Annotated in this window: 27 protein-coding genes; 17 read left to right on the top strand and 10 right to left on the bottom strand. The window is 58.2% G+C overall.

Annotation, left to right across the window (positions count from 1 at the left end; genetic code table 11):
• The first annotated feature begins 41 nt into the window (after positions 1–41).
• Together ACR0FE_RS04010 and ACR0FE_RS04005 are read left to right on the top strand one after the other, a co-directional pair.
• Entirely contained in the window at positions 42–881 is an 840-nt protein-coding gene (locus ACR0FE_RS04010; protein WP_170816613.1) for a DMT family transporter, read from the top strand.
• Positions 882–954: 73 nt separating this feature from the next.
• Positions 955–1,725 carry an alpha/beta hydrolase gene (locus ACR0FE_RS04005; RefSeq protein ID WP_480911210.1) on the top strand — a complete coding sequence of 257 codons (771 nt, stop codon included), beginning with the start codon at positions 955–957 and terminating at the stop codon, positions 1,723–1,725.
• Between the two features lie 16 nt (positions 1,726–1,741).
• On the opposite strand, the gene ACR0FE_RS04000 is transcribed toward ACR0FE_RS04005, so the two are convergent.
• The 3 genes from ACR0FE_RS04000 to parE all read right to left on the bottom strand — a co-directional run bounded on the left by ACR0FE_RS04000 (position 1,742) and on the right by parE (position 5,325).
• Positions 1,742–2,023 carry a hypothetical protein gene (locus ACR0FE_RS04000; protein ID WP_170610108.1) on the bottom strand — a complete coding sequence of 94 codons (282 nt, stop codon included), beginning with the start codon at positions 2,021–2,023 and terminating at the stop codon, positions 1,742–1,744.
• Between the two features lie 282 nt (positions 2,024–2,305).
• Positions 2,306–3,370 carry a GTP pyrophosphokinase gene (locus tag ACR0FE_RS03995; RefSeq protein WP_480911205.1) on the bottom strand — a complete coding sequence of 355 codons (1,065 nt, stop codon included), beginning with the start codon at positions 3,368–3,370 and terminating at the stop codon, positions 2,306–2,308.
• Positions 3,367–5,325, bottom strand: coding sequence for a DNA topoisomerase IV subunit B (gene parE / locus ACR0FE_RS03990; RefSeq protein ID WP_480911202.1), 1,959 nt, complete (start codon positions 5,323–5,325; stop codon positions 3,367–3,369). Before parE ends, ACR0FE_RS03995 begins: the two co-directional genes overlap by 4 nt.
• Positions 5,326–5,496: 171 nt before the next feature.
• Between parE and ACR0FE_RS03985 the strand changes: the two genes are divergently transcribed.
• The 4 genes from ACR0FE_RS03985 to ACR0FE_RS03970 all read left to right on the top strand — a co-directional run bounded on the left by ACR0FE_RS03985 (position 5,497) and on the right by ACR0FE_RS03970 (position 9,565).
• Positions 5,497–6,315: a class I SAM-dependent methyltransferase gene (locus tag ACR0FE_RS03985; RefSeq protein ID WP_480911199.1), complete on the top strand. Its 819-nt coding sequence runs from the start codon at positions 5,497–5,499 to the stop codon at positions 6,313–6,315.
• A 128-nt stretch (positions 6,316–6,443) separates the two neighbouring features.
• Positions 6,444–7,052, top strand: a complete 609-nt coding sequence (locus tag ACR0FE_RS03980) for a carboxymuconolactone decarboxylase family protein (protein WP_480911196.1) — start codon at positions 6,444–6,446, stop codon at positions 7,050–7,052.
• A 117-nt stretch (positions 7,053–7,169) separates the two neighbouring features.
• Positions 7,170–8,096 carry a polyphosphate kinase 2 gene (gene ppk2, locus ACR0FE_RS03975; RefSeq protein WP_480490199.1) on the top strand — a complete coding sequence of 309 codons (927 nt, stop codon included), beginning with the start codon at positions 7,170–7,172 and terminating at the stop codon, positions 8,094–8,096.
• A gap of 92 nt (positions 8,097–8,188) precedes the next feature.
• Positions 8,189–9,565, top strand: a complete 1,377-nt coding sequence (locus ACR0FE_RS03970; RefSeq protein ID WP_480911192.1) for an MATE family efflux transporter — start codon at positions 8,189–8,191, stop codon at positions 9,563–9,565.
• Here ACR0FE_RS03970 and ACR0FE_RS03965 read toward each other — a convergent pair whose 3' ends face one another.
• Both ACR0FE_RS03965 and ACR0FE_RS03960 read right to left on the bottom strand, forming a co-directional pair.
• Positions 9,566–9,967: a hypothetical protein gene (locus tag ACR0FE_RS03965; protein ID WP_480490196.1), complete on the bottom strand. Its 402-nt coding sequence runs from the start codon at positions 9,965–9,967 to the stop codon at positions 9,566–9,568. It lies immediately after the preceding gene.
• A 13-nt stretch (positions 9,968–9,980) separates the two neighbouring features.
• The gene (locus tag ACR0FE_RS03960; RefSeq protein ID WP_480490194.1) at positions 9,981–11,183 is read right to left on the bottom strand and encodes a pyridoxal phosphate-dependent aminotransferase; all 1,203 of its coding nucleotides are present in this window, start codon (positions 11,181–11,183) and stop codon (positions 9,981–9,983) included.
• A gap of 91 nt (positions 11,184–11,274) precedes the next feature.
• On the opposite strand from ACR0FE_RS03960, the gene ACR0FE_RS03955 reads away from it, so the two are divergent.
• From ACR0FE_RS03955 to ACR0FE_RS03925, 7 genes are all read left to right on the top strand, one after another.
• Positions 11,275–11,667, top strand: coding sequence for a helix-turn-helix domain-containing protein (locus tag ACR0FE_RS03955; RefSeq protein ID WP_170676314.1), 393 nt, complete (start codon positions 11,275–11,277; stop codon positions 11,665–11,667).
• Complete coding sequence (locus ACR0FE_RS03950) at positions 11,664–11,921, top strand: succinate dehydrogenase assembly factor 2 (protein ID WP_480490192.1); 258 nt, start codon at positions 11,664–11,666, stop codon at positions 11,919–11,921. Before ACR0FE_RS03955 ends, ACR0FE_RS03950 begins: the two co-directional genes overlap by 4 nt.
• 78 nt (positions 11,922–11,999) lie before the next feature.
• Complete coding sequence (locus ACR0FE_RS03945; RefSeq protein ID WP_170610129.1) at positions 12,000–12,497, top strand: winged helix DNA-binding protein; 498 nt, start codon at positions 12,000–12,002, stop codon at positions 12,495–12,497.
• 387 nt (positions 12,498–12,884) lie between these two features.
• Positions 12,885–13,880 (top strand): tRNA dihydrouridine(20/20a) synthase DusA, encoded by a 996-nt coding sequence (dusA, locus tag ACR0FE_RS03940; RefSeq protein WP_480490190.1) that lies wholly within the window; start codon positions 12,885–12,887, stop codon positions 13,878–13,880.
• A 34-nt stretch (positions 13,881–13,914) separates the two neighbouring features.
• Positions 13,915–14,739, top strand: coding sequence for a sulfite exporter TauE/SafE family protein (locus ACR0FE_RS03935; protein ID WP_480911186.1), 825 nt, complete (start codon positions 13,915–13,917; stop codon positions 14,737–14,739).
• A complete protein-coding gene (locus ACR0FE_RS03930; protein WP_480490186.1) occupies positions 14,733–15,518 on the top strand; it encodes a hypothetical protein in 786 nt (261 codons plus the stop codon). The genes ACR0FE_RS03935 and ACR0FE_RS03930 overlap by 7 nt, the downstream gene beginning before the upstream one ends.
• Before the next feature lie 39 nt (positions 15,519–15,557).
• Positions 15,558–16,283, top strand: coding sequence for a SpoIIAA family protein (locus ACR0FE_RS03925; RefSeq protein WP_480911182.1), 726 nt, complete (start codon positions 15,558–15,560; stop codon positions 16,281–16,283).
• 138 nt (positions 16,284–16,421) lie between these two features.
• Here ACR0FE_RS03925 and ACR0FE_RS03920 read toward each other — a convergent pair whose 3' ends face one another.
• The 3 genes from ACR0FE_RS03920 to ccmI are packed head-to-tail and all read right to left on the bottom strand — an operon-like array spanning position 16,422 to position 18,363.
• On the bottom strand, positions 16,422–16,655 hold the full coding sequence (locus ACR0FE_RS03920; RefSeq protein WP_170610137.1) for a DUF1289 domain-containing protein: 234 nt from the start codon (positions 16,653–16,655) through the stop codon (positions 16,422–16,424).
• Positions 16,656–16,672: 17 nt separating this feature from the next.
• Complete coding sequence (ruvX, locus tag ACR0FE_RS03915) at positions 16,673–17,137, bottom strand: Holliday junction resolvase RuvX (RefSeq protein WP_170610139.1); 465 nt, start codon at positions 17,135–17,137, stop codon at positions 16,673–16,675.
• Positions 17,134–18,363: a c-type cytochrome biogenesis protein CcmI gene (gene ccmI, locus ACR0FE_RS03910; RefSeq protein ID WP_480911178.1), complete on the bottom strand. Its 1,230-nt coding sequence runs from the start codon at positions 18,361–18,363 to the stop codon at positions 17,134–17,136. The genes ruvX and ccmI overlap by 4 nt, the downstream gene beginning before the upstream one ends.
• A gap of 176 nt (positions 18,364–18,539) precedes the next feature.
• On the opposite strand from ccmI, the gene ACR0FE_RS03905 reads away from it, so the two are divergent.
• From ACR0FE_RS03905 to ACR0FE_RS03890, 4 genes are all read left to right on the top strand, one after another.
• Positions 18,540–19,784, top strand: coding sequence for a sarcosine oxidase subunit beta family protein (locus ACR0FE_RS03905; protein ID WP_170610143.1), 1,245 nt, complete (start codon positions 18,540–18,542; stop codon positions 19,782–19,784).
• Between the two features lie 89 nt (positions 19,785–19,873).
• The gene (locus ACR0FE_RS03900; protein WP_170676330.1) at positions 19,874–20,203 is read left to right on the top strand and encodes a sarcosine oxidase subunit delta; all 330 of its coding nucleotides are present in this window, start codon (positions 19,874–19,876) and stop codon (positions 20,201–20,203) included.
• 67 nt (positions 20,204–20,270) lie between these two features.
• Positions 20,271–23,285, top strand: a complete 3,015-nt coding sequence (locus tag ACR0FE_RS03895) for a sarcosine oxidase subunit alpha family protein (protein WP_480911174.1) — start codon at positions 20,271–20,273, stop codon at positions 23,283–23,285.
• Positions 23,278–23,844, top strand: a complete 567-nt coding sequence (locus tag ACR0FE_RS03890) for a sarcosine oxidase subunit gamma (protein WP_170610149.1) — start codon at positions 23,278–23,280, stop codon at positions 23,842–23,844. The genes ACR0FE_RS03895 and ACR0FE_RS03890 overlap by 8 nt, the downstream gene beginning before the upstream one ends.
• Positions 23,845–23,895: 51 nt before the next feature.
• Here ACR0FE_RS03890 and ACR0FE_RS03885 read toward each other — a convergent pair whose 3' ends face one another.
• The gene (locus ACR0FE_RS03885) at positions 23,896–24,282 is read right to left on the bottom strand and encodes a hypothetical protein (RefSeq protein ID WP_480911171.1); all 387 of its coding nucleotides are present in this window, start codon (positions 24,280–24,282) and stop codon (positions 23,896–23,898) included.
• Positions 24,283–24,386: 104 nt separating this feature from the next.
• Positions 24,387–25,148 (bottom strand): FkbM family methyltransferase, encoded by a 762-nt coding sequence (locus ACR0FE_RS03880; protein ID WP_170676336.1) that lies wholly within the window; start codon positions 25,146–25,148, stop codon positions 24,387–24,389.
• Positions 25,149–25,174: the final 26 nt, after the last annotated feature.

The raw sequence follows: 25,174 nt of genomic DNA, 5'->3' as shown, positions 1-25,174 counted from the left end.
CCCGTTTTGCGGGCCGGTTTTGTTTCACGAAAGGTTCGGACGTGACCCCGTTTGTCATCGCCATCACTTTGGCGGCTGCAATGCTGCATGCAGTTTGGAACGCAATAGTCAAATCTGCGGCCGACCGAACCACGACGATGGGCTTGGTGGCTCTTGGGCAGGCTATTCCCGGTGCGATCATGGTTGTCATGCTGCCCATGCCCAGCGCCGAGAGCTTCCCCTACATCCTGATCTCGACCTTCGTGCATTTTGGGTACTATTTCATGCTGGGCAAGGCGTATCAGCACGGTGACCTGAGCGTCGTCTATCCCATCGCCCGCGGGATCGTACCGGCGCTGGTGTCCCTCTGGGCGATGCTGTTGGTGGGCGAAATGCTGCCCCTGCAGGCTTGGGCCGGGATTGCTCTGATCGCGGTTGGTATCCAGCTCAGCAACTGGAGGGCATTGCGTTCGGGGCTCGGGCGCTCGACGCTGTTGTTCGCGATAGGCACAGGGGTGTGTATCTCGATCTATTCGGTGTTCGACGGGATCGGGGTGCGCTTGTCGGGAAACACGCTCAGCTACTGGGCCTGGGGGGCTTTTCTGCACCTGTTTATTGCCGGATTCGTCGGCATCCGCAGGCGAAAGAAACTGGCGGATTATCCTATTAACGTGTGGGTTGTTGGCCTGTTGGGCGGCCTGGTGTCGATGGCGGCCTATGGGTTGGTGCTTTACGCCAAGAACTTTGCCCCACTGGGCGCGGTTTCGGCGCTGCGCGAAACCTCGGTCATCTTCGCGGCGCTGATCGGGTTCATTTTCCTGAAAGAAGGCAACTGGATGCGGCGGCTGGGGGCCGCGGTTCTGATGGCCGTTGGCGTGGCGCTGATCGGGCTGGCCGTTTAATCCCCCCAAGACCATCTTGCTGAGTGCGCCCCCGATCTCTCATATTGAGTCGGAGTGATGAGGGAGCGTTTTCATGACCAAAGAGATTGTTCTGATCCACGGGGCCTTTGCCGGGCCTTGGTGCATGCAGGATTACGCGGGTTTCTTCCGCGACAGGGGTTGGACCGTGCACACCCCCGCATTGCGACATCATGGCGGAGATCCGAAGGCCGAGCCTGATCCGGGCCTGACCGATACCAGTGTGACGGATTATGCGGACGACATCGCGGAACTTGTGAAGGGACTGGACAGCAAGCCGGTTCTCCTTGGCCATGCGATTGCGGGCGTGGTGGCCCAGCAGGTGGCGGCGCGCGGGTTGGCCAGCGCCATCGTGCTGATCAACCCGAATGCAGCGTGGGGCACCTTGCCCGAAACCGACGACGAACGGGCCATCCCCCGCGCGCTGATGGAGGGCGGGGCGTTCTGGAAGCAACCCATGCGAGTCGAGTTCGACCTGATGGCGCCCTTTGCGCTGAACAAGATGCCCGAGGCGCAACAACACGCGGTGTTTGACCAGTTGGGCGCCGAAAGCGGCCGGGTGATGTTCGAGATGTTCTTCTGGATGTTCGACGACCACCACGCAATGAAGGTCGACATCGACAAGGTCGACTGCCCCGTGCTGATCGTTTCAGGCACCGAGGATCGGGCGGTGAACCCTGACACCTGCCGCGCTTTGGCGGAATTGTACGGAGACCGCGCGACCTTTATGCCCGTAAAGGATCACGCGCATTTTCTGTTCATGGAACCCGGCTGGGAAAAACCCGCCGGGCAGATTGCCGATTGGTTGGATGGAAAGGTGGGCTAGCAGGCCCGCCATTGCATCACCGGCTGGTCTGAAAGCTGCTTTGTGGCCGCCAGCTCATCGTGCCATCATCCCGTTTGACACAGCGGAGCAGATGTTCCTCTCGCGATGTTGAGGTAGTGGTGACGGTGTTGTCGCCCGAGATCACCACGAAGGAATCCAGTGAATAGGCCATGCCCTGATAGTAGCAGAACCGTAACTCTGCCCCGACCGGAATTGGTGACGCGGTGAGCAGAGCCTGCTGCGCGTTTGCCTGGCTGGCCAGCACGGCAAAGGCCAGCCCGAGGGTTAATGATTTCATGTCGTCCTCCCGTTCGAAATCTCGTGTTCGTTGAAATTGGGTCTTGGACGCTCGGAACCTCAAATGTCGTTCTTCTATGACGGATTGTGCGCAAGTGTGAACGGGGTCAACGGGTTAGGCAAGGGGGTTGCGGTGTGCCGGGCTGAAGTCCGGCCTACCGGCGCGTTGAGGTGTTGCACATTCACGCTCGCGTCTTGCACGAGAACTGTGGTGAATTAGGATGGGTTTTTCATCCATCTAGATGTGGAAAAATTGATGGGTTAGAAACCCATCCTACGCTTGCTAATCATCTCCGATCGCTGGAAACCCATTCTTCTCAAGCAAGTCGCGTATGTCTAGGTCAGGATGCTCTTCCTGTACCAGACCAGCAACTCTTGAACCAACATTTGGAAGAGTTGAAGTATCGATTTTTTCGAAAAATTTCTTCGGGTCTGAAAAAATCATTGGAATTCGAACAATCTGAATCGGATTGAATTTGTTATTGCTATTAACAAAGCTAAGATAGTTTCTTTGTGGAATGGAATTCATGAGCTTATCGAGGTCAGCGAGAGTTTCGATTCCAAATTTCTCTAACTCAACAATGGCGGTTTCACTCCAGTTCTTATATTTGGGGTTATCATCAATGTTTGGAATACTGTTTTTTTCCACGTAGCTCTTAACAAACGCTTCAATTCCAACGCTTGTTAAAGGGTCTGAACCGTGGCCAGTAGCGCCGCTGGCTACTAGCTCAAAATATTCGTTTGCTTCTTTCGTTACAGTTGCGAGGGTCGCGTCTACGGTTTCTAATACGGCAGAAGCGCCAAACAACTTACGCTCTAAAGCAGCAGGAAGAGCGGCTTTGGATTTGTAATTGAAAGCGTGCTCAATCTCAGCCCAGGTGTCTTGTAGGGCTGTACGAATTTGAACTTCAAACTCTAATGCGTGCAAGTCGGAGTACTCAGGTAAACTACTTCTCGCATCCCCAAGCTTACAAATTAGGTGTAAGGATCTGTAGCCAAATTCGCGAGTGCTTTCTGGTCTTCTCTTGTCTATCGAATCTTTTTCGTTAACGCTAAAGAGATCGCGAACTATAGACTCTATCTTTTCGATATCGCTTTCAAGATAGGAAATAACTCGAATTCCAAGGATGTCTGTGCATTCATCTAGGGGTTGTTCATATTCCTTTTTCTGGCATTTTTCGAGAAAGCTATCAATGCATTTTACGCGGCTTTTAACTCCTGAGTACTTCAGTTTATTCTCGTCTAACTTGTGGAGTATTAGGTCTTCGACAATGTCGTTAAGGCGATGATAACGATCTATGACACGCTCATAGGCGACTTCGAGGTCGTTTCTATTATTTGACTTCAAACATCCAACTCCTCCACAAACCGTGCGTTCTCTTGAATGTATTGGAACCGCAGTTCGGGTTTTTTGCCCATCAGGCGCTCGACCAGGTCGCCGGTCTCGCCGGGTTCGTCCTCATCAATCGTGACGCGGATCAGTTTGCGGGATGCCGGGTCCATCGTGGTCTCTTTCAGATCCTTGGCGTCCATCTCACCCAGACCCTTGAAGCGGGACACGTCGATCTTGCCTTTGCCGCCCAGACCTTTCTCAAGCCACTCGTCGCGCTCAGCCTCGTCCAGGCAATAGACGCGCTTGGCGCCCTGGGTCAGGCGATAAAGGGGCGGGCAGGCCAGATACAGGTGGCCCGCGTCGATCATCGGGCGCATCTGGGTGAAGAAGAACGTCATCAGCAGCGATGCGATATGCGCCCCGTCCACATCCGCGTCGGTCATGATGATGACCTTGTCATAGCGCAGGTCGTCGACGTTGAACCTGGTGCCAAGGCCGACACCCAGCGCCTGCGTCAGGTCGTTGATTTCGGCATTGGTACCCAGTTTCGAACTGGCGGCGCCCAGCACGTTCAGGATCTTGCCGCGCAGGGGCAGCAGGGCCTGTGTTTTGCGGTCGCGGCCCATTTTGGCGGACCCGCCCGCCGAGTCCCCCTCGACGATGAATAATTCCGTACCGTCGCGTGTTGAACTGGAACAGTCCACCAACTTGCCGGGAAGACGAAGTTTCTTAGTGGCGGACTTGCGTTGTGTTTCCTTCTCGGCCCGTCGGCGCAGGCGTTCTTCGGCCCTCAGGATGAGGAAGTCGAGGATCGCCCCGGCGGATTTCGTGTCTGCGGCCAGCCAGTTATCGAAATGGTCGCGGACCGAGTTTTCGACCAGCCGTTGTGCCTCGACCGTGGCCAGACGGTCCTTGGTCTGGCCGACGAATTCCGGCTCACTGATGAAACACGACACCAGGGCGCAGCCGCCTGTGATCAGGTCGTCGCGGGTGATCTGACCGGCCTTTTTGTTGTTGATCAGTTCCCCGTAGGCCTTGATCCCTTTGAGAACTGCGGCCCAGAACCCGGCCACATGAGTGCCGCCTTCGGGCGTGGGAACGGTGTTACAGTAGGATTGGATGAAACCGTCGCGCGAGGGCGTCCAGTTGATCGCCCATTCGACCTTGCCGGGGGCGCCGAATTTCTCGTTAAAGTCAACGGTGCCGGCAAAGGGCTGCTCGGCATAGGTGGACGAGCCGTTCATGGTCTCTTTCAGATAGTCCGACAGACCGCCGGGAAAGTGAAAACTCGCCTCGGTCGGGGTTTCACCATCATCGATGGCGGATTTCCAGCGGATTTCGACGCCCGAGAAAAGGTAGGCTTTGGATCGGATCGACTTGAACAGGCGGGCGGGCTTGAACCGGTGATGGCCGAATATTTCCGCATCCGCGTGGAAGGTGACGGTGGTGCCGCGCCGGTTGGGGGCCGCACCGATTTTCTCGACTGGGCCCAGCGGGATACCGCGCGAGAACCGCTGTTCGAACAGTTGTTTGTCGCGCGCCACCTGCACGACCATCGAATCCGACAAAGCGTTGACAACGGACGCACCCACGCCGTGCAAACCGCCCGAGGTCTGGTAGGCCTTGCCCGAGAATTTACCGCCCGCGTGCAGGGTGCAAAGAATGACCTCCAGCGCCGATTTGTCCGGGAACTTTGGGTGCGGATCGATCGGTATACCGCGCCCATTGTCGCGCACCGTCAAAGCGTAATCCGAGTGCAGTTCGACCTCGATCCGGTTCGCATGTCCGGCCACGGCCTCGTCCATCGAGTTGTCGAGGATTTCGGCAACCATGTGGTGCAAAGCGCGTTCGTCCGTGCCGCCGATATACATGCCGGGGCGTTTGCGGACCGGTTCCAGCCCTTCAAGCACCTCAATCGAGGAGGCGTCATAGGCGGCGGTGGCGCTGGGCGTCAACAGATCGTCGGGCATGGGTGCTGCTCTTGTTTTTGGGTTTACTCCATTATGGCAGGTGATGTGTGCGGGGGGAAGAGGGGCGCGAGGTGTTGTGGATAGATGTGCTGGCGGCTGAGTTTTCGCCTGATCGACGGTAATTTGCTAGTCTGGGTTCGAGCAACGGCCTTATTGCAAAGGAGTGGGTTGATGAACACGAGCGCGTCCGGTTTTGTTGGAGAGATTCCTGAGCATTACGACAAGGGGCTAGGGCCCAATATTTTTGTCGACTATGCAGACCGGCTTGTCGACGAATGCTGTGCAGAGGCCGTGGCAAATGTAATCGAACTGGCGGCTGGCACCGGAATTGTCAGTGGCAAGCTGCGCGACAGATTACCGAAGGACGCCAGTTTGCTGGTGACGGATCTGAACGGGCCGATGCTGGAGGTGGCAAAAAAGAAACTCGAAGAGGGCGATAATCTCCGGTTCTCAGTCGCGGATGCAATGGATCTACCATTTGAGGAAGCCCGTTTCGATCTTATGGTTTGCCAGTTTGGAGTGATGTTCTTTCCCGACAAAGTTGCCTCATTCCGCGAGGCAGCCCGAGTTATCAAGCCCGGCGGCCGTTACGTTTTCAACGTGTGGAGCGCAATGTCCGAGAACCCGTTTTCGCAGATGGCTCACGAAGTGGCCCGACAGTTTTTTCCGGATGATCCGCCCGGGTTTTATAAGGTTCCCTTTCACTACGGTGATCCACAGTTGGTCAAGGCGGACCTTGCCGAGGCAGGATGGGGTGACATCAGGTACGAGACCATTCGACTGAGCAAACGCATTGAGGCGCCCGAGACATTTGCGAAAGCTTTGGTTTTCGGGAATCCATTGATTGATGAAATCAGATCCCGAGGCGGAGTTTCTTCGGATGACGTTGCCAGGGAAATGGCGTCTGCTCTGCACCGCACTTTTGGCCCAAGCGAAATGACGATGCCGTTGTCGGCTACGACATTTGTTTGCCGCAAGACCCAAGCGTGACAGATCCGGGCTTTTCTTAGTCTGCTGTTTTCAGGACTTTTGTTCCGCCTATTCCTTTGGCATCAATATCCCGACAGAGCGCTGAGGGTTCACGGCCAAGGGCGTTTGGCCCATAGAGAGGATTGCGAATGAGCTGGATCAAAACCATTCCGTTTGACGAGGCGAAAGGTAAGTTGCGAAAGCTGTATGAGCGAGTGACCGGCCCGGACAACAACGTGGACAACATCATGATGGCGCACAGCCTGCGCCCGCATTCGATGGAAGGCCACATGGCGATCTACAAGAACGTGCTGCACCATTCAGGCAACCAGATTCCCAAATGGTTTCTCGAAGTCCTGGGTGTCTGGGTCAGCTCGCTGAATCGGTGCGGCTATTGTGTGGAACATCACTTCAACGGGTTGCAGCGGTTGCTGGGTGATACTTTGCGAGGTGATGCCATACGCGCAGCGATTGAGGCGCGACAGCCGGAAACGGCGCCGCTGGATGCAGCACAGGTGGCAGCGATGGGATATGCCCGCAAGCTGACCGAAGCGCCGGCCGAACTGACCGAGGCCGATGTGATCGCTTTGCGAGGTGCGGGGTGGGACGACGGAGAGATCCTCGAGATCAATCAGGTCTGTTCCTATTTTTCCTATGCCAACCGGACAGTTTTGGGATTGGGGTGTTCGACCAAGGGGGATGTTTTGGGACTGGCGCCAAACAACTCCGACAACCCCGACGATTGGGGCCATCGGTAAGGGCGCAAGCGGGCGTGGGCAGGCTGTTGCGCCTGTCGGAGTTTGATGCCGATCAAAGCGAATTTTATGAGTTTCTGCTAGGCGTTCCGGGAAACATTGAAACCCAGGAGCATATGCATGGCGGCAATCGTCCAGACCGACTTGAAACCCACTGAGATCAATACTGTACAGGCTGAAGTTCAGGATGCCGCGCAGCCATGCGCCGAGAAAATCCGGCACGCTTTCGAGAGCGGCAAGTACCCTTACGGCCACAAGATGGCGCGCAAAACCTACGAGGCGGAAAAGGCGAAGCTTCAGGCTGAATTGCTCAAGGTGCAGCTTTGGGCGCAGGAGACGGGCCAGCGGTTTGTTCTGCTGTTTGAAGGGCGCGACGCGGCGGGCAAAGGCGGCACGATCAAGCGGTTCATGGAGCACCTGAACCCCCGTCAGGCCCGCGTGGTGGCCCTGAACAAGCCGACGTGGGAAGAGAAGGGGCAGTGGTACTATCAGCGGTATGTGCAGGAACTGCCGACGGTGGGTGAAATGGTGTTCTACGACCGGTCCTGGTACAACCGGGCAGGTGTCGAGCGCGTGATGGGGTTCTGTTCGCCAAACGAATACCTTGAGTTCATGCGGCAGACGCCCGAACTGGAACGGATGCTGGTGCGATCGGGTATCCAGTTGTACAAGTACTGGTTCTCGGTCACGCAGCCCGAACAGCAACGCAGGTTCAAGAGCCGCGAAACCGATCCGCTGAAGCAGTGGAAGCTGTCGCCAATCGACAAGGCCAGTCTGGACAAATGGGATGATTATACCGAGGCGAAGGAGGCGATGTTCTTTTACACCGACACCGCCGATGCGCCCTGGACCATTGTCAAATCGAATGACAAGAAACGCGCACGGCTGAACTGTATGCGGCATTTCTTGTCGACGCTGGATTACCCGGACAAGGATCACGAATTGGTTGACGAGCCTGATCCGCTGATCGTCGGGCAGGCGCATCACGTCATACATCGTTCGGATCACGTGCTGGGTACGTCGCTGCATCCCGAAGCGCGTTTATGAACAATCTGGCCTTTGGGGAATTCGGAGTCTCAGTTTGAAAATTCGCTGATCGGCTCTTGTCCCTGACGATGGCCGGGCCTATGGCTGTTGCGATGAGCAAAGTCATGTCATATCCCGGCCATTTTCGCGCGATTGCCGTTCTCGGTCTGCCCCTGATTGGCGGGCATCTTGCGCAGTATGCGATTGGCCTGACCGATACCATCATGTTGGGATGGTACGGGGTCGAAGCGCTGGCTGCGGTGACGCTGGCCAGCAGTTACTACTTTGTTCTGTTCCTTTTCGGCGCAGGATTCGGCTTGGCGGTCATGCCCATGGTCGCAACGGCCGCGGCGGAGGAGAACGAAACCAGCATCCGAAGATCAACCCGCATGGGGTTGTGGCTGTCGCTGATTTACTCGGCCCTGATCATGCCGCTGCTTTGGTGGTCCTATCCCATACTGATCGCCCTGAAGCAGGAGCCGGAGGTTGCTCAAACAGCGTCGGAGTACTTGCGTGTCGCAGGGTGGGGGATCATCCCGGCGCTATTGGTCATGGTGCTGAAGTCTTATCTGGCTGCGTTGGAGCGTACACAGATCGTCTTGTGGATTACCGTTGCCGCTGCCCTGGTGAACGCGGTGACGAACTACGCGCTGATCTTTGGCAATTGGGGGGCTCCGGAACTTGGTGTCATGGGGGCCGCCATCGCATCGGTTGTGACGCAGATCGTTTCGTTGATTTGCGTCATCTACTATGCCGTGCGCGTTTTGCCTGAACACAGCCTGTTTCAGCGTTTCTGGCGGCCGGATTGGGAAATGTTCGGCAGTGTTCTGCGGTTGGGCGTTCCTATCGGCCTGACCATGCTGGCCGAGGTTTCCCTGTTTGCCACTTCGGCCCTGATGATGGGATGGATCGGGCAGGTACCGTTGGCCGCGCACGGTATTGCGCTGAACCTCGCCTCGGCAACGTTCATGGTTCACCTGGGCCTTTCAAACGCCGCCACCATAAGGGCAGGCAACGCGCTGGGCCGGAAGGATCGAGCGCACCTGGAAAAAGGCGCGATTGCCGTAACCGGGATGTCGCTGGTTGTGTCAGTGCTGACGATCATCCTGTTTCTGACTTGCGCCGAACCGTTGATTTCCCTGTTTATGGAAGCGGACAACCCCGAGCGTCCGGAGATTCTGGCGATCGGCACCGGGCTTCTGGCCATGGCAGCCCTGTTCCAGCTGGTTGATGGCGCTCAGGTCATCGCGCTGGGCTTGTTGCGCGGTGTGCAGGACGCCAAGATCCCAATGGTGATGGCCGCGCTCAGCTATTGGGTGATCGGTATTCCGGCGTCTTACTACTTTGGCTTCATGCGGGGTATGGAGGGTATCGGAGTTTGGCTTGGCCTTGTCATTGGGCTGGCCTGCGCTGCGGTGATGCTGATGGCCCGTTTCTGGTACAGGTCCGTGCGAGAGGTCGGGTTGCCTGTCGAAAGACCGGCGGCCTGATCAGTTTTTGTTCAGGCGATCGGCCTTCTTGCGTACAAGCACAGTCCGGAGGTCGTGCATCGCCATCAGCAACCGGTCGCTGACATCTTCAAGCTGTTCTTCCGTGGCCTTGGACTGGGCCCACTGTGTCGTCAGGTTCAGGTAGTCGACCGCGCGGTGAATGTCGTCAATGTCACGTTTCGCCAACAGGGCTTTACGTTCTGTCATCCAGCGTTGGATCTCGGCCTTGTCAGCATCGGAAAGCGTGTGCTGCCCATGAGCTTTGACGTCGTCATTTCGAATGTTGATAACGGCGATCTGATCCATTTCGATCCGGCGATGTCGATTTGCCGTATCGATTTTGAACACGACCGCTCCGTTTTCGCGGACACGGAAATAGTATTCCGGCAGGTCTGTCGACAAGATTTTTCTCCGATCAGATCAGTGCGGCGCAAAACCGTTGAATGCGGGTACACGCCTCTTTCAGGGCCGCGTCCGAAGTCGCGTAGCTGATCCGGAAATTCGGCGACAGCCCAAAGGCCGCACCAAAGACAACGGCAACGTCCGCTTCCTCCAGCAATGCGGTGGCAAAGGCTTCGTCACTGTCAATAAGGGTGCCTGCAGGGCTGGTCTTTCCGATCAGACCTGCGATGGACGGGTACACATAGAACGCGCCTTCGGGCGTGGGGCAGGAAATGCCGTCGATTTCATTCAGCATCTCGACAACCAGATCGCGGCGCCGTTTGAAGGTCTCGTTGTTGGGGGCCAGAAACGCCTGGGTGCCGTTCAGTGCCTCAACCGCGGCCCATTGGCTGACTGAACACGGGTTAGAGGTGGATTGCGACTGGATTTTACGCATGGCCGCAATGATCTCGACCGGGCCCGCGGCGTAACCGATCCGCCAGCCGGTCATGGCATAGGCTTTGGATACGCCGTTGCAGGTGAGCGTACGGTCATACAGTCCCGGCTCAACCTCAGCAGGGGTGCAGAACTCGAACCCGTCATAAGCCAGGTGCTCATACATATCGTCGGACATGATCCAGACATGCGGGTGGCGCATCAGCACATCGGTCAACGCCTTCAGTTCTTCCCGGCTATATCCGGCCCCGGTTGGGTTCGATGGAGAGTTGAAGATGAACCACTTTGTCTTCGGCGTGATCGCGGCCTCAAGCTGTTCGGCGGTCAGCTTGAAATTGTTTTCGAGTTTGGCTTCGACCACAACCGGCGTGCCCCCGGCCAAAAGCACCATGTCCGGGTAGCTGACCCAGTATGGCGCGGGGATGACAACTTCGTCGCCCGGATTCATCGTCGCCATCAGCGCGTTGTACAGCGTCTGCTTTCCGCCCGTTCCGACCGAAATCTGGGCCGGCGTGTAATCCAGCCCGTGATCGCGCTTCATCTTGGCGCAGGCCGCCTGCTTGAGTTCGGGGATACCGTCGGGGGCGGTATACTTGGTCTTGCCGGCGGCAATGGCAGCGACCGCCGCGTCCTTGATGTTCTGCGGGGTGTCGAAATCCGGTTCGCCCGCGCTGAGGCCAATGACGTCGCGTCCGGCGGCCTTCATTTCAGCCGCCTTTGCCGTCATCGCGATTGTGGGCGAAGGTTTTACGCGTGACAGTGTCGCAGACAGGAAACTCATGAGTGGCCTCGGTTTGTATGTTTTGTCTGTCTGTCATAGGGTGCGCCCGAATGACGATCAAGCGCTATGAAAAATAGATTTGGAGCCCCAGATGACTGATGAATACGACTGGTTCGGACCGGATGCAGCAACATTTGGGGATCGTCTGGCTGGCGCGCGAGAAGCGGCCGGGATGTCACAGTCTGAGATGGCCCGCAGGCTGGGTGTAAAAAAGGCGACCATTGTCGCGTGGGAGAACGATCTGTCCGAGCCGCGCGCGAACCGTCTGTCGATTATGGCGGGCATGGTGAATGTCTCGATCATGTGGTTGCTGACCGGAGAAGGTGAGGGGATGGGCGCCCCCTTGGAGGAGGATGCCGAAAGTCTGGAGTTGGCAGGCGTCGCCGCCGAGTTGCGCGCAATTCGTGGCGAAATGCGCGCCAGCGCCGAACGCGCGGCGCGTCTTGAGAAAAAGATCCGCCTGATGTTGGAGCCTCAACAGTGACGGAAACACGCGATGTTCGGATCAAGCGTATGAAAATGCGCTCGATGCGGCGCGGGATCAAAGAGATGGATTTGATCCTTTCGGCCTATGCCGACCGCAACCTTGCGGGCATGGATACGGTCGGTCTGGATGCCTACGATGCGCTGCTGCACGAAAACGATCAGGACCTTTATCAATGGGTGACTGGGCAGGCCAGGCCTCCTGAAAACTTTGCGGACCTGATCGCGGATATCGCGCAGACCTTTCAAAAGTAACGGAAAATCCCACTTAACCGATTTTTCGGAAATTCGGTTCATCGTGTCAGAAACTGCGCGACTGAATCGGAGGGTCGGATGAGTATGGAATTGCAGGTTTCCGCGCCGGGAACCAAAGGGTTCATGACCAGCTATCTTGAGGCGCTGGCCCTTGTCGAACGGCTGCACCGGTTGCTGCTGGATGTCATCAAGGACGAATTCGAACGTGTCGGTGTGCTGGAAATCAATGCGGTGCAGGCACTTCTTCTGTTCAATATTGGCGATCACGAGGTGACGGCGGGCGAACTAAAAAGCCGGGGTTATTATCAGGGCAGCAATGTCAGCTACAACCTCACGAAACTGGTCGAAATGGGTTACATGCATCACCAGAGATGCGAGATTGACCGGCGGTCCGTCCGGGTGCGCCTGACCCCACGCGGCCGAGAGGTTCGCGACATCGTGGCCGAGCTGTTCTCGCGCCATGCCGAAGGCTTGCAGAGCCGTGGTGTTCTGGAATTTGACGGGATCGAACATATCACCACCTCACTGCGCCGGGTCGAGCGATACTGGACCGATCAGATCCGCTATATTTACTAAGCTTTCGGACACGTCGCTCGGCAAAAGGTGAACGCCAGGTATCGGAGTGCAATCCAAGCTCTAAGGGTGCTGACCGGAACGTCGTATTCGCGGCAAATAGCGACTGAAGGTCGAGGGCCGGACAACTTCGAGCCCTCTCAACAAAAAGCCCAGTACGCTAACTGGGCATCTTCCTTCCGTGGTTTGATCGCCGGCCTTCGGGCAAATTTGAGTAAAACCTTGAGCGTGATGGGTGCCGGATCACATCGCGTTCAAGTCGCTGTTCGCTCTCACCGAATATGCTACACCGTGGCACGCTCGAATCAGAAACCCCAGTGCTCCGGAACCGGCAAGACAGGCTGGCCAAATCTCGGGGCGCTTTGCTTGCACGAACACGGAGCCAGCGCATTGACGAAAAACGCACAGAAAGCAGCGCGTCTGAGCGTGGCCCCCATGATGGACTGGACAGACCGGCATTGTCGGTTTTTTCATCGGTTGCTCAGTCGTCAAACCCTGCTTTATACGGAAATGGTGACCGCCCCGGCATTGGTCCGGGGTGGGGCACTTCATTTGCTGGACTACAGCCCGCAGGAGCACCCAGTTGCCCTGCAACTGGGCGGGTCGGATCCTGAAGAATTGGCACAAGCAGTGCGCTTGGGCGCAGAAGCCGGGTATGATGAGGTTAACCTGAATTGCGGCTGCCCTTCCGATCGGGTTCAGTCGGGCACGTTTGGGGCGGTGTTGATGAAGGACCCCTCTCGCGTCGCCGAATGCGTGGCGGCGATGATTGATGCTGTCGATATCGAAGTTACCGTCAAATGCCGCCTTGGCGTCGATGATCAGGAAGCCGAAGAAGTGCTGCCTGCATTTCTGGAGGCAATCCGCGCGGCAGGCTGCGGTCGCGTTACGATCCACGCGCGCAAGGCCTGGCTTCAAGGGCTCAGCCCAAAGGAAAACCGCGATATTCCGCCGCTGGACTACGGTCTGGTGCATCGGATGAAAGCGGCTTTTCCTGATCTGCATGTCTCGATCAACGGCGGTATCACCTCGCTGAAACAAGCGAGGGAGCATCTGGACGCCGGGCTGGATGGTGTGATGATCGGACGTTCGGCCTATCATCAGCCCGCCGACATTCTTTGCGATGCTGACCCGCTGATCTTTCAAACAGGACTTGCCACTGACCCGTTTGAAGTTGTCCATGAAATGGTGCCTTATGTCGAAATACACCTTGCCGACGGTGGGCGACTGCACCAGATCACGCGTCACATGCTGGGCCTGTTCGCCGGACGACCCGGTGCGCGGGCATGGCGACGCGCACTGTCCGAGGGGGCAGTACATTCCGGGGCCGGGCCCGAGGTGATGCTGCAGGCGCTGGAACAGGTTGCGCCACTGGCTGAGGTTTAGACAATATCCGGTTTGACACCGGTTTGGGGGGACAATGCCCGAGACGATGTTGCTGGCCCAAATGCTGGGCCTTTTGCTTGTGATCGGGGCCCTGGCCGGAGTGCTGGCCGGGTTGCTGGGAGTCGGGGGCGGAATTGTTCTGGTACCTGCGTTTTTCTATGCGTTTCAGACGCTTGGATATGGCGGGCCGCAACTGATGCAGCTGTGTCTGGCGACGTCTCTGGCCACGATCATCGTCACGTCTGTCCGGTCCGTGCTTGCGCACAACAAGAAAGGCGCGGTGGACTGGGATATCCTGCGCGGATGGGGCGTTGGTATTGCTATTGGTGCCGTTCTGGGTGTGCTGGTGGCTTCGGCCTTGCGAACAGAGGCGCTGCAGGCCCTGTTTGGGATACTCGGCATAGTCATCGGGGCTTATCTGGGGCTGGGCCGGTCAGAATGGCGGCTGGGTGACGCCATGCCGAAAGGGGTGCGCCGTGCGGTTCTTTCGCCATCGGTCGGCTTTTTTTCCGTGCTGATGGGGATTGGCGGTGGCAGTTTCGGTGTGCCTTTGATGAGCCTTTTCAACACCCCCATTCACCGCGCCGTGGCCACTGCCGCCGGGTTCGGCGTGATTATCGCAGTGCCATCGGTCCTGGGCTTTCTGTTTGTGGAAATCCCGGTCGAGCATCGTCCGCCGCTGACAATCGGGGCGGTTAATCTGGTTGCGTTTGGCGTGGTGGTCGCAATGACGATGATTACGGCGCCCTGGGGGGTGAAACTGGCCCACGCGATGGATCCGAAACCCCTAAAACGGGTTTTTGCCGTGTTTCTGACACTGGTCGCCCTCAACATGCTTCGCAAGGCGGTGGGATGGTAGACCATTTTCAAGATAAGGGCTGGATCTCGTTTCCTTATGATCCGGTTCTGGCCGAATGGGTTGAAAAGGCTTTGCCTGCCGCCCGAAGCTCGGTCTCGGACCCGGCGCACGCTCCGTGGCTCGATTGCGAGGGGACGTGGTTCATCGGTGTCGATGCTCTGACCAATGATCGCCAGGGCCGGGTGGGGCGTTCGCTGCCGCTGGCCGGGCATGCGATGGACTTCATCACTGGGCAGTACGGTGTTCTGCCGCTGCACAAAGGGCAGGTCTCGGTCATCTACCCCGGCTACCCGCGCCCCCGACGTGGCGAAAGCGAGGCGGCCGCACGGTACAGGCGAAACAAGGATGCCGCCCATGTGGACGGACTGCGCCCCTCTGGCACTGGCCGCCGCCGACATGTGGATGAGCCGCACGCGTGGATTTTGGGAATTCCCCTGAACAAAGCCAGCGCCGATGCTTCGCCGATGGTTCTGTGGGAGGGGAGCCACAAGATCATGGGGGCTGCCTTTCGGAACGCCATGGCCGGACACCCGGATGAGGCACTGCATCAGATCGACGTAACCGAAATCTACCAGACGGCACGACGAGAGGTCTTCGACACGTGTCCTCGAATCGAACTGCCGGCCGCGCCGGGCGAGGCTTATCTTTTGCATCGACACTGTCTGCATGGGGTCGCCCCGTGGGCTGAGACCGCAAGTTGTGGGCCCGACGGACGGATGATCGCCTATTTCCGCCCTGAATGTGCCGGGGGTGTAGCCGAGTGGCTCGAAACTCCGTAACGTCCTGCCATTGTTTAGCTTTGGAGGATTTTCGGTATGATGACCGTCCACACGAATTCTGATGGTGCACAGATTGAAGTTGAACTGTCTGGCCAGATCACTGCCGACGACTATGCTTCGACCCTTGTTCCGGCCATCGAAGCTGCTTTGACCGAGCATGACGCGGTTCGCCTTCTGGCGATCGTGCATCCGGAGTTCAAAGGTTACGACCTTGGAGCCGCGTGGTCTGACACCAAACTTGGTCTGAGCCATTGGCGCGGCTTCGACCGGATCGCAGTGGTGGCCGATCAGGGCTGGGTTCAGACTAGCATCCGGCTGGCAGCTCCGATCCTGCCGTGCCCGGTGCAGGTATTCGAGATGACCGAGTTGGAAGCCGCCCGGCGCTGGATGCGCGAATCCCTCGGGGCCATTCATGTCACAGATCTGGGCGGCCCGTGTATTCAGATTTCCTTGATGGGCAAGTTGGACCCCGATGAATACAAGCAGGCCGAGACCGATCTGGACAGCTTGCTTAGCGAGCGGGACGGGTTCAGGTTACTGATTGATCTGCGGGAATTTGATGGCTGGCAGGGGCTGACGGCACTGGCTGCACATTTCCGTCTGGCGCAGGGGCATATCGGGATGCTTGATCGCGCAGCAATTGTTGGCGACAAGGGCTGGCAGAGGATTGCGCAAAAAGTGGCAAGCCACGTGTTGGGAGCGCGAACGCAGTATTTCCCATCGGACGAAATCGAAAACGCAAAATCCTGGCTTACGGCTGGCTGATCCCTTCGCGGAGAGACAACTGAACTGATCGCGCCGCTGTGCTGGCCACTCACTCACGATCCGCGAACTCAACCCCCTCGGAGTTCACTCGGCCCGCAGCGGCGCAGCTTCAGACAGGTCTATTCTGGAATTGAAGTGTCAGCCTTTGTTCAGGCGGGCAGCGCGGCCACCACGCCGTTTCGCGAGACGCGGTTTACGAGCCGGCAGGTCTGTCATGATTTCCGCCCGCTCGCTGCTTTCCATCTTGGACCAGCGCGAAATCTCGTCAAGGGTGCGGTAGCATCCTGTGCAGATACGTTCCGTCGGGTGCACAACACAGATCTGGACGCAGGGGCTTTCCACCTCATTCCTTTTCCAAACCATGTTTGTCATCGCGCCAACCCGCCTTTTTAAAGAAAGCGCAACCTGTCGAGCGCTCCTTGCAAAATATAACCAGCAGCGACGTGATCAATAACCTGTCCGCGACGTTTTCGTGTCGTATCCGCCTCAAGCAGTGCCTTTTCTGCCGCAACTGTGCTTAATCTCTCGTCCCAAAAACCGATGGGGAGGTCCGTCAGGCGCGACAGATTCCGGGCAAAAGCGCGGGTTGACTGGCATCGGGGGCCTTCAGTTCCGTCCATGTTTTTGGGCAGGCCCAGAAGTATTCCTCCGATTTCGCGGTCAGCAACAATTTCCAGAAGCCGCGCGGAATCGAGCGTGAATTTCTTGCGCCGGACCGTCTCGAGCGGGCTGGCCACCCCGCGCATCCGGTCCGAAACCGCCACGCCGATCGTCTTCTCGCCAAGGTCCAACCCCATGAGCGCCGTCATCGGGGCCAGCGCGGCGGCGAAATCTTCGAACTGATCGTGGATCATGGTTCCAGACCTGCCCTTCGGGCGGCCGCGGCCAGCATGTCCAGCGCATCGGCATTGCCGGCGAAAACAGATTGCGCTTCGTCGTATATTCCGCTTGCCCGTTCCGCTTCGCCAAGAACGCCCAGTGCTGCAATCAGGCGGGCCCATTCTTCGGGCGATCCGCCTTCGGTTGCCAGCCGGTCCGACAACTGGTTGACCATTCCGCGGATCATGTCCTGACGTTCTTCCGGCGTCAGTTCCGCTGCTGCGTCGACAGCGGCCTGATCAGGGCCTGGCGCGGTGGAAGGTGCCGGGATTTCCGGAGCATTGAAAACGCCCGCCCTGAAGGCCAGTTCGTCAATTTGGGCGCGGATCGCATCTGCCCAGGGTGCGCCGGCGGGCGCTTGGGCCAGTGCATCGGCCCAAAGCCGGTAGGCCAGGTCGGGTCGTCCGGTCTGCACAAGCATCTGCCCCCAATAGTACCGAGCAGGTCCATGATGCGGGTCGCGATCCAGCGCCTGTTTCAGCGCGTCCTCAGCCTCGGGCGAAACATATCCGCCCGCCGCCAGAATCATCATCTCGGCCAGGTGGGAATAAGCATCCGCTGGCGCTGCATCACCCGACAGTTCGATCACGCGTTGCTGCGCCTTGTAAGCAGCCTGAAAATTGCCTGCGTTGGCCTCATGTTGGGCCAGCAGTATGTGACCCTGCAAGTCATCGGGCCTGCTTGCCACGGTTTCGCGCAACTGGCCCAGCAATTCGACATAGCTTTCTTTCAGCTGAGGCGTCGGCGCGTGCGGTGTCGACGCTTCAAATTCGGCCTGAGCCGGACGATCGGCGCGCAGGCTCTTGGCCATTTCCAGTCGCATTTCCAGTGGTTGATCCGGCAACCCGTTGGCACCGAGTTGACGATAAAGCCCCATTGCACCACCCACCAGCACAAGCGCCACGACAACAAGTGATCCGACCGTAACGGCACGCGACGGGCCGTTGCCCGCTGCAGACTGCTGCATCTGCGCATCCGCAGCGAGAATGCGACGAGAGATCTCGGTGCGTACCCTGTCGGCATCCGCTGCTGGGATTACGCCTCGGGCCAGGTCCCGGTCCACGCCCGCCAACTGTTCACGGTAGACGCGCAGGTCATAGGCCGCGGCAGGTTCGCGGTTTTTCCTGTTGCGCAGCATGGAATATCCCAAAAACACGGCAATCAGCAGTGCAGTCAGTAAGATCAGGACCCAGAACGTCATAGTATCTCCGAAACGCTTGCCCTGACTTAGACCCGCTGGCCGCCCGACAAAAGGGACAAATGGCCGCGAATGGCGTACATGTCGCAATAGTGCGATATTGCGGCGTTGTGCGGCAGGGGTAAACTGTCGCCACAGGTCATATCTGCGCCCAATCACCGAACCGGATGGATTCGCTTATGAAACACTATTCAGCCTTTGCCGTTGCGCGCGAAGCGCTTCGTTACCACACAGGATGGGAACGCGCCTGGCGGTCGCCCGAACCCAAGAAACGCTACGACGTAATCATCGTTGGTGCGGGGGGACATGGCCTGGCCACTGCATACTACCTGGGTAAGAATTACGGCATCCAGAACGTGGCCGTGATTGAGAAAGGCTGGCTGGGCGGTGGCAACACCGGCCGGAACACGACGATCATCCGCTCGAACTATCTGCAGGACCCGTCGGCGGCGATCTACGAAAAGGCGCGCAGCCTCTATGAGGATTTGAGCCAGGACCTAAACTATAACATCATGTTCAGCCCGCGCGGCGTGATGATGCTGGCGCAGACACAGCACGAGATCCGCGGCTATCAGCGCACAGCACACGCCAACGCCTTGCAGGGCGTCAAGACCGAGTGGATTACGCCTGAACGTGTCAAGGAATTGGTGCCGATCATCAATCTGGACGGCCCGCGCTATCCGGTTCTGGGCGCGCTTTGGCAGGAACGCGGCGGTACCGCACGCCATGACGCGGTGGCGTGGGGCTATGCCCGCGCCTGTTCCGCGATGGGCATGGACATCATTCAGCAGTGCGAAGTCACCGGCGTCCGTTCGGACAATGGCCGCGTGGTTGGTGTCGATACCACCAAGGGCGCCATTGACTGTGACAAGCTGGGCATCGTTGTTGCCGGGCATTCGGGGCAACTGGCCGAGATGGCAGGCTTCCGCCTGCCGCTGGAAGCCATCGCGCTGCAAGCGCTGGTATCCGAGCCGATCAAACCCTGCATGGACGTTGTCGTAATGGCCAACACCGTGCACGGCTACATGTCTCAGTCCGACAAGGGCGAGATGGTGATCGGCGGCGGCACGGACGGGTTCAACAACTTCACCCAGCGTGGATCGTTCCACCATATCGAGGAAACGGTGCGCGCGCTGGTCGAGACCTTCCCTATGATCTCGCGCCTGAAAATGCTGCGTCAATGGGGCGGCATTGTAGACATGACCGGTGATCGCTCGCCGATCCTGTCGAAAACACCGCTGCAGGGCTGCTTTATCAACGGCGGCTGGGGCACGGGCGGCTTCAAAGCGATCCCGGGTTCGGGCTGGGGCATGGCACAGCTGATGGCCACCGGTCATTCGCCACTGACCGAAGCCTTCTCGCTGGACCGCTTCAAAGAGGGCCGCTTCATCGACGAAAGCGTCGCCGCAGGGGTGGCGCACTGATGGAGATTTTTCACCGAAAAATCGTCTCTGCCCCTGACTACGAATTGCGCGGACGTCAAACGACGGCTTGCTGCTGAAAGGATGACAAAATGCTGATCCTGAATTGCCCCTATTGCGGCGTTGACGCCGAAGAAACCGAACTGGCCGCTGGTGGCGAGGCGCATCTGAAGCGCTTTGGCCCTGGCTCGTCGGATGACGAATTCCACGACTACCTGTTCATGCGTGAAAACCCCAAAGGCGTGCATTTCGAACGCTGGCGGCACGCCAATGGCTGTGGCAAGTGGTTCCACGCCGCGCGTTGTACCCAAACGCTCGAGGTCTTTGGCACTTACACCGCTCAGACCTCCGAACCGCCGCAAGACATCAAGGATGCCATCACCGTCAAACGGCCCGGCTGGACGTGGAGAGAGTTCTCCTGATGCTTCACCTTTTCAAAAATACTCCCGCCGGAGGCTCCGACACCTCCACCTGCGAAAGGTCCGCAAAATGAGCACCCGTCTCGCAAAACTCGGCCGACTGATTAACCGGTCGAAACAGGTCACCTTTACTTTCAACGGCACCGCGATGCAGGGCTACGAGGGCGATACGCTTGCCTCGGCCCTTCTGGCCAATGATCAGATGATGATGGGCCGGTCGTTCAAGTATCACCGTCCGCGTGGCGTTGTCGCCAGCGGGGCCGAGGAACCGAACGCTCTGGTCGGTCTCGGGCAGGGCGGCCGCTTCGAGCCGAACCAGCGTGCCACCACGACCGAGCTGTTCAACGGCCTGACCGCGATCTCGCAAAACCACTGGCCGAACCTGGAATTCGACATCGGTGCCGTCAACACTCACCTGTCGCGGTTCCTGCCGGCCGGCTTCTACTACAAGATGTTCATCCATCCCAAGCCGTTCTGGAAGCATGTCTACGAACCGTTCATCCGCCAGTCCGCCGGTCTGGGCAAAGCGCCGGACAAGGAAACCAAGGACGCGGACACCTATGAACACTTCTACGCCTTCAACGATGTTCTGGTGATCGGCGGCGGCGTGGCCGGTCTTCAGGCGGCCAAAGCAGCGGCGCAATCCGGTGCCAAGGTTCTGCTGATCGAGCAGACTGCACATTGGGGCGGTCGCGCTCCGGTTGACGGCGGAACCGTCAATGGTGAGCCTGTGGATAAGTTCGTGGAACAATTGGTTTCCGAACTCGAAACAATGAGCAACGTTACCATGCGGTCCCGTTGCATGGGCGCAGGGGTTTATGACCATGGTTACGCATTGGGTTACGAGCGTCTGAACGATCACAAACCGGGCACGCAAGGCCCGCGCCATCGCTTGTGGCGGATCCGGGCCAAACAGATCGTGACTGCAACAGGCGCGATCGAGCGTCCGCTGTCCTTTGCCGGTAATGATGTGCCGGGTGTGATGCTGGCTTCGGCCATGCGCGACTATGTGATCAACTGGGGCGTGACCCCCGGGGAACGTGTCATCGTCGCCACCAACAACGACGACGCTTATCGCACGGCGATCCTGATGAAACAGGCGGGCGTTGATGTCCTGCGCGTTGTCGATGCACGTACATCTGCCGGGCCGTTGGCCGAAGAGGCGCGTCAGCTTGGCATCCGTGTCGATCCGGGCAAGGCCATCGCCAAAGTCAAAGGCGGCAAACGTGTCAAGAAAGTTGCGATCTGCAATCAGGAAGGCATCGGGGGCGCTCGCGAAGAAGTTGAATGCGATGCGGTCGCCATGTCGGGGGGCTGGTCTCCGGTGGTTCACATGTGGTCGCATTGTGGGGGCAAGCTGATCTGGGATGAGGCGCAAGCCCATTTCCGTCCCGATCCGGCGCGCCCGCCTTTGGGTGCAAATGGTGAAGGTTTCGTTCTTGCCGCGGGTTCCTCGAACGGTCCGCTGGCGCTGGGCGAGGTGCTGTCCGATGCCCATGCCGCTGGCAAAGCGGCGGCCAAGGCGGCCGGGTTCAAACCGAAGAACACTAAGGCCCCGGCTGGGGAAGCTACCGGCGAAGCGGCGATGGAAGCTGTCTGGCTGATGCCTGCCAATGCCGAAATCCAGCTACGCATGAAATCCTGGCTCGACTTCCAGAATGACGTCAAAGTTTCCGACGTCCAGCTGGCTGCGCGTGAAGGGTACGAAAGCGTTGAACACACCAAGCGTTACACCACGCTGGGCATGGCGACCGATCAAGGAAAGCTGAGCAATATCAACGGCTTGGCAATCCTGGCTGATGCGCTGGAATCCGAGATTCCGAAGGTGGGCACCACAACCTTCCGCCCGCCCTATACCCCCATTTCGATGGGCGCGATCGGCGGCGAAGCGCGTGGTGAAGTGTTCCAGCCGATCCGCCAAACACCGATGCACAACTGGCATGACAAGAACGGCGCCGACTGGGAGCCGGTCGGCCACTGGCGCCGGACCTACGCCTACGTGCGTCCCGGAGAGTCCGTGCATGACGCGGTCAATCGCGAGGTCAAGAACACCCGCGAAAACCTTGGCCTGCTTGATGCATCGACGCTGGGCAAACTGATTGTCAAAGGCCCGGATGCCGGCAAGTTCCTCGACATGATGTACACCAACATGATGTCCACGCTGAAGGTCGGCAAATGCCGCTATGGCCTGATGTGCTCGGAAAACGGTTTCCTGATCGACGACGGCGTTGTTGCCCGCGTCGACGAGGACACATGGCTGTGCCACACCACCACCGGCGGGGCCGAGCGTATCCATGGGCACATGGAAGAGTGGCTGCAGACCGAATGGTGGGACCGGAAAGTCTTCGTGGCCAACGTGACCGAGCAATACGCGCAGGTCGCCGTGGTCGGCCCCAACGCCCGCAAGGTGCTTGAGAAGCTGGGCGGCATGGACGTCAGCAAAGAAGCGCTGCCTTTCATGGAATGGCGTGATGGCGAGATCGGTGACTTCGATTGCCGCGCCTACCGCATTTCGTTCTCGGGTGAGCTGTCCTATGAAATCGCGGTTCCGGCCTCTCAGGGTCAGGCATTCTGGGACGCGCTGATGGAGGCAGGTAAAGAGTTCGGCGTGATGCCTTACGGCACCGAATGTCTGCACATCCTGCGGGCCGAGAAAGGCTTTATCATGATCGGCGACGAGACCGACGGCACCGTGATCCCGCAGGATCTGGGGCTGCACTGGGCGCTGTCGAAAAAGAAAGAGGACTATCTGGGCAAACGCGCCCATTCGCGAAGCCACATGGCCGATCCTGAACGTTGGAAACTGGTCGGGCTTGAGACTGTGGATGGATCGGTTCTGCCGGATGGTGCCTACGCAGTGGGTGAGGGCGTCAACGCCAACGGTCAGCGCAATATGATCGGACGCGTGACCTCGACCTATTACTCGGCCAACCTGGACAAGGGCATCGCCATGGGTCTGATCAAACACGGGCCTGACCGGATGGGTGAGATTGTCGAGTTCCCGGGAACGGATGACAAAGTCTACAAAGCCAAGATCGTGGATCCGATCTTCTACGACAAGGACGGGGAGAAGCAGAATGTCTGAACCCATCAGCGCACTGAATCACGCAAGCTTCGACGGCATTGCCAAGGTCGAGGAATGCGGTCTGCAGGGTATGATCACTCTGCGCGGCGACCTGTCCGACAAGGTGCTTGCCAAGGCGGTCAAAGACGCCACGGGCCAAAAGGTTCCTGGCCAGCGCGAGGCTTTGGTGAACGGCGATACCGGCGTTTGCTGGATGTCGACCGACGAATTGCTGGTGCTGGTGCCCTACGCCGAGGTCGAAGCCAAGCTGGCCGCGATGACCAATGCCCTGAGCGGCACACACGCCCTGGCCGTCAACGTCTCGGATGCCCGCGCAGTGTTCCGCATCTCGGGCGGCAGCGCTCGCGAGGTACTGGGCAAGCTGGCTCCGGTCGAGTTCTCGGAAGAGGCATTCCAGCCCGGCCAAATTCGGCGCTCGCGTCTGGCACAGGTGGCAGGTGCGTTCTGGATGGATGACACCGAAACCTTCCGGGTGGTTTGTTTCCGGTCCGCCGCAGATTATGTGTTCAAACTGCTGAAAGTCGCGGCGCAGCCGGGCAGTGAAGTTGGGGTTTACTGACCTCTGCCTAAGTGCAGTTGAAATAGAAGCCCCGGGTCATCCGGGGCTTTTTTATTTGACCAACGCGCAGTTTCCGGTCCCGTATGGTTTGTTTGATGCACTTACGTTGCCAAAGCTACCGCGGACTTTGATCTTGTTTTTGGCTTGATCGAGGTTTGCCTGATACCGCATGCGCACCGCCTGACCGTCCGAACTCGGTAATGTGACCTTCCAGCTCATCTGGTAAATGTCGTTTCTGCGGGTATTCAGGTTTGCGTCCATCCAGTCGTGGTAGTTACTGACGACCTTCGCTTTGTTGGCTTCTGGATCAATGCGAAAGTAGTATTCCGGTGCAATCCAGCCTTCCCGACCCTTGACCTTGCAATGATGTGTCAAATCTTCTGCCGCTGCCGTCTGAGCAGCAAATGCCGCAATGATAATTCCAAATAGTCGTTTCATTTCTTATCTTATTCATCAATGAGTTACTGGCGGAAGGAAACAGGTTTAGCTCGGGAAAAAACAAGCAGAACCGCACGTAAAATGAGAAGGTGGATTGTTGCATTCTACCCGTGCAGAACAATCGCGCGATAGCGTGTCAATTCTTCGGGTTTGAGCATTGTTTGAACGTCTGCCGGTTGCCCGCTTTCGTCACAAACATTGGAGTAAAAGGAAAGGCTTTCCAGCAGCTCGGATGTGCGGGTCAGGCGATCTTCGTCGGCCAACAGGGGGGAGTGGAGAGAGAGATACAGTGCAGGCCGTACCTTTTCCAACCATGACAACAGGGTTGGCAGTACGAAGAACTCGGCCCCTTCGATATCCATTTTGACCAGTGACACGCCAGACAGATCATTCACCGCCTCGAACTGATCCCAGGCAATGGTCAGCGCATCGCTGCCATGTGCGCCGTCATGAAGCAATGAACTGGTGGAATCGCCGGGCTCTCCGCGCAGGGATGCCATGCGGGCCACACCGAACTGGTCTGACAGCGCCACACCAAAGGCCGACACGTTGTGGATGTCGTTCAGGTCCAGATTCCACGCCAGATGTCGGTAGGCCGTCGGGTCCGGCTCGAAACACCAGACATGCCGCGCCTTGCGTGCGCCATAAAGGACGGTGGGGCCAATCCACGCACCGATGTCAAGGTAATCGCTGCCCGGCGTCAGGTACTCATCAAGGACGGCGAAGGTCTCGGGTTCCCAGTCACCCGCAGTCGCCTTGCGCCAGAATTTCGAATGATAGGGGTCCAGACGGAACGGCTCGCCGTTCAGGTTGCCCGCATAGTATCCGCGGGCGCGGTAGAACATCTTGCGCGCCTGTGTCAGCATCGTCTGCCTCCGGGTTTTCTTGTCTC

The sequence above is a fragment of the Ruegeria sp. K7 genome (assembly GCF_056531785.1).
Note: the sequence above shows the minus strand (reverse complement) of the source record. Positions and strands in the feature narration are given on the sequence as shown.

What these genes read in the sequence shown, in the direction of transcription:
- ACR0FE_RS04005 (WP_480911210.1), top strand. Translation starts at nt 955, where the DNA reads ATGACCAAAGAGATTGTTCTGATCCACGGGGCCTTTGCCGGGCCTTGG.
- ACR0FE_RS04000 (WP_170610108.1), bottom strand. Translation starts at nt 2,023, where the DNA reads ATGAAATCATTAACCCTCGGGCTGGCCTTTGCCGTGCTGGCCAGCCAG.
- parE (WP_480911202.1), bottom strand. Translation starts at nt 5,325, where the DNA reads ATGCCCGACGATCTGTTGACGCCCAGCGCCACCGCCGCCTATGACGCC.
- ACR0FE_RS03985 (WP_480911199.1), top strand. Translation starts at nt 5,497, where the DNA reads ATGAACACGAGCGCGTCCGGTTTTGTTGGAGAGATTCCTGAGCATTAC.
- ACR0FE_RS03980 (WP_480911196.1), top strand. Translation starts at nt 6,444, where the DNA reads ATGAGCTGGATCAAAACCATTCCGTTTGACGAGGCGAAAGGTAAGTTG.
- ppk2 (WP_480490199.1), top strand. Translation starts at nt 7,170, where the DNA reads ATGGCGGCAATCGTCCAGACCGACTTGAAACCCACTGAGATCAATACT.
- ACR0FE_RS03970 (WP_480911192.1), top strand. Translation starts at nt 8,189, where the DNA reads ATGAGCAAAGTCATGTCATATCCCGGCCATTTTCGCGCGATTGCCGTT.
- ACR0FE_RS03960 (WP_480490194.1), bottom strand. Translation starts at nt 11,183, where the DNA reads ATGAGTTTCCTGTCTGCGACACTGTCACGCGTAAAACCTTCGCCCACA.
- ACR0FE_RS03955 (WP_170676314.1), top strand. Translation starts at nt 11,275, where the DNA reads ATGACTGATGAATACGACTGGTTCGGACCGGATGCAGCAACATTTGGG.
- ACR0FE_RS03945 (WP_170610129.1), top strand. Translation starts at nt 12,000, where the DNA reads ATGAGTATGGAATTGCAGGTTTCCGCGCCGGGAACCAAAGGGTTCATG.
- ACR0FE_RS03935 (WP_480911186.1), top strand. Translation starts at nt 13,915, where the DNA reads ATGCCCGAGACGATGTTGCTGGCCCAAATGCTGGGCCTTTTGCTTGTG.
- ACR0FE_RS03930 (WP_480490186.1), top strand. Translation starts at nt 14,733, where the DNA reads ATGGTAGACCATTTTCAAGATAAGGGCTGGATCTCGTTTCCTTATGAT.
- ACR0FE_RS03925 (WP_480911182.1), top strand. Translation starts at nt 15,558, where the DNA reads ATGACCGTCCACACGAATTCTGATGGTGCACAGATTGAAGTTGAACTG.
- ACR0FE_RS03920 (WP_170610137.1), bottom strand. Translation starts at nt 16,655, where the DNA reads ATGACAAACATGGTTTGGAAAAGGAATGAGGTGGAAAGCCCCTGCGTC.
- ruvX (WP_170610139.1), bottom strand. Translation starts at nt 17,137, where the DNA reads ATGATCCACGATCAGTTCGAAGATTTCGCCGCCGCGCTGGCCCCGATG.
- ccmI (WP_480911178.1), bottom strand. Translation starts at nt 18,363, where the DNA reads ATGACGTTCTGGGTCCTGATCTTACTGACTGCACTGCTGATTGCCGTG.
- ACR0FE_RS03905 (WP_170610143.1), top strand. Translation starts at nt 18,540, where the DNA reads ATGAAACACTATTCAGCCTTTGCCGTTGCGCGCGAAGCGCTTCGTTAC.
- ACR0FE_RS03900 (WP_170676330.1), top strand. Translation starts at nt 19,874, where the DNA reads ATGCTGATCCTGAATTGCCCCTATTGCGGCGTTGACGCCGAAGAAACC.
- ACR0FE_RS03895 (WP_480911174.1), top strand. Translation starts at nt 20,271, where the DNA reads ATGAGCACCCGTCTCGCAAAACTCGGCCGACTGATTAACCGGTCGAAA.
- ACR0FE_RS03890 (WP_170610149.1), top strand. Translation starts at nt 23,278, where the DNA reads ATGTCTGAACCCATCAGCGCACTGAATCACGCAAGCTTCGACGGCATT.
- ACR0FE_RS03885 (WP_480911171.1), bottom strand. Translation starts at nt 24,282, where the DNA reads ATGAAACGACTATTTGGAATTATCATTGCGGCATTTGCTGCTCAGACG.
- ACR0FE_RS03880 (WP_170676336.1), bottom strand. Translation starts at nt 25,148, where the DNA reads ATGCTGACACAGGCGCGCAAGATGTTCTACCGCGCCCGCGGATACTAT.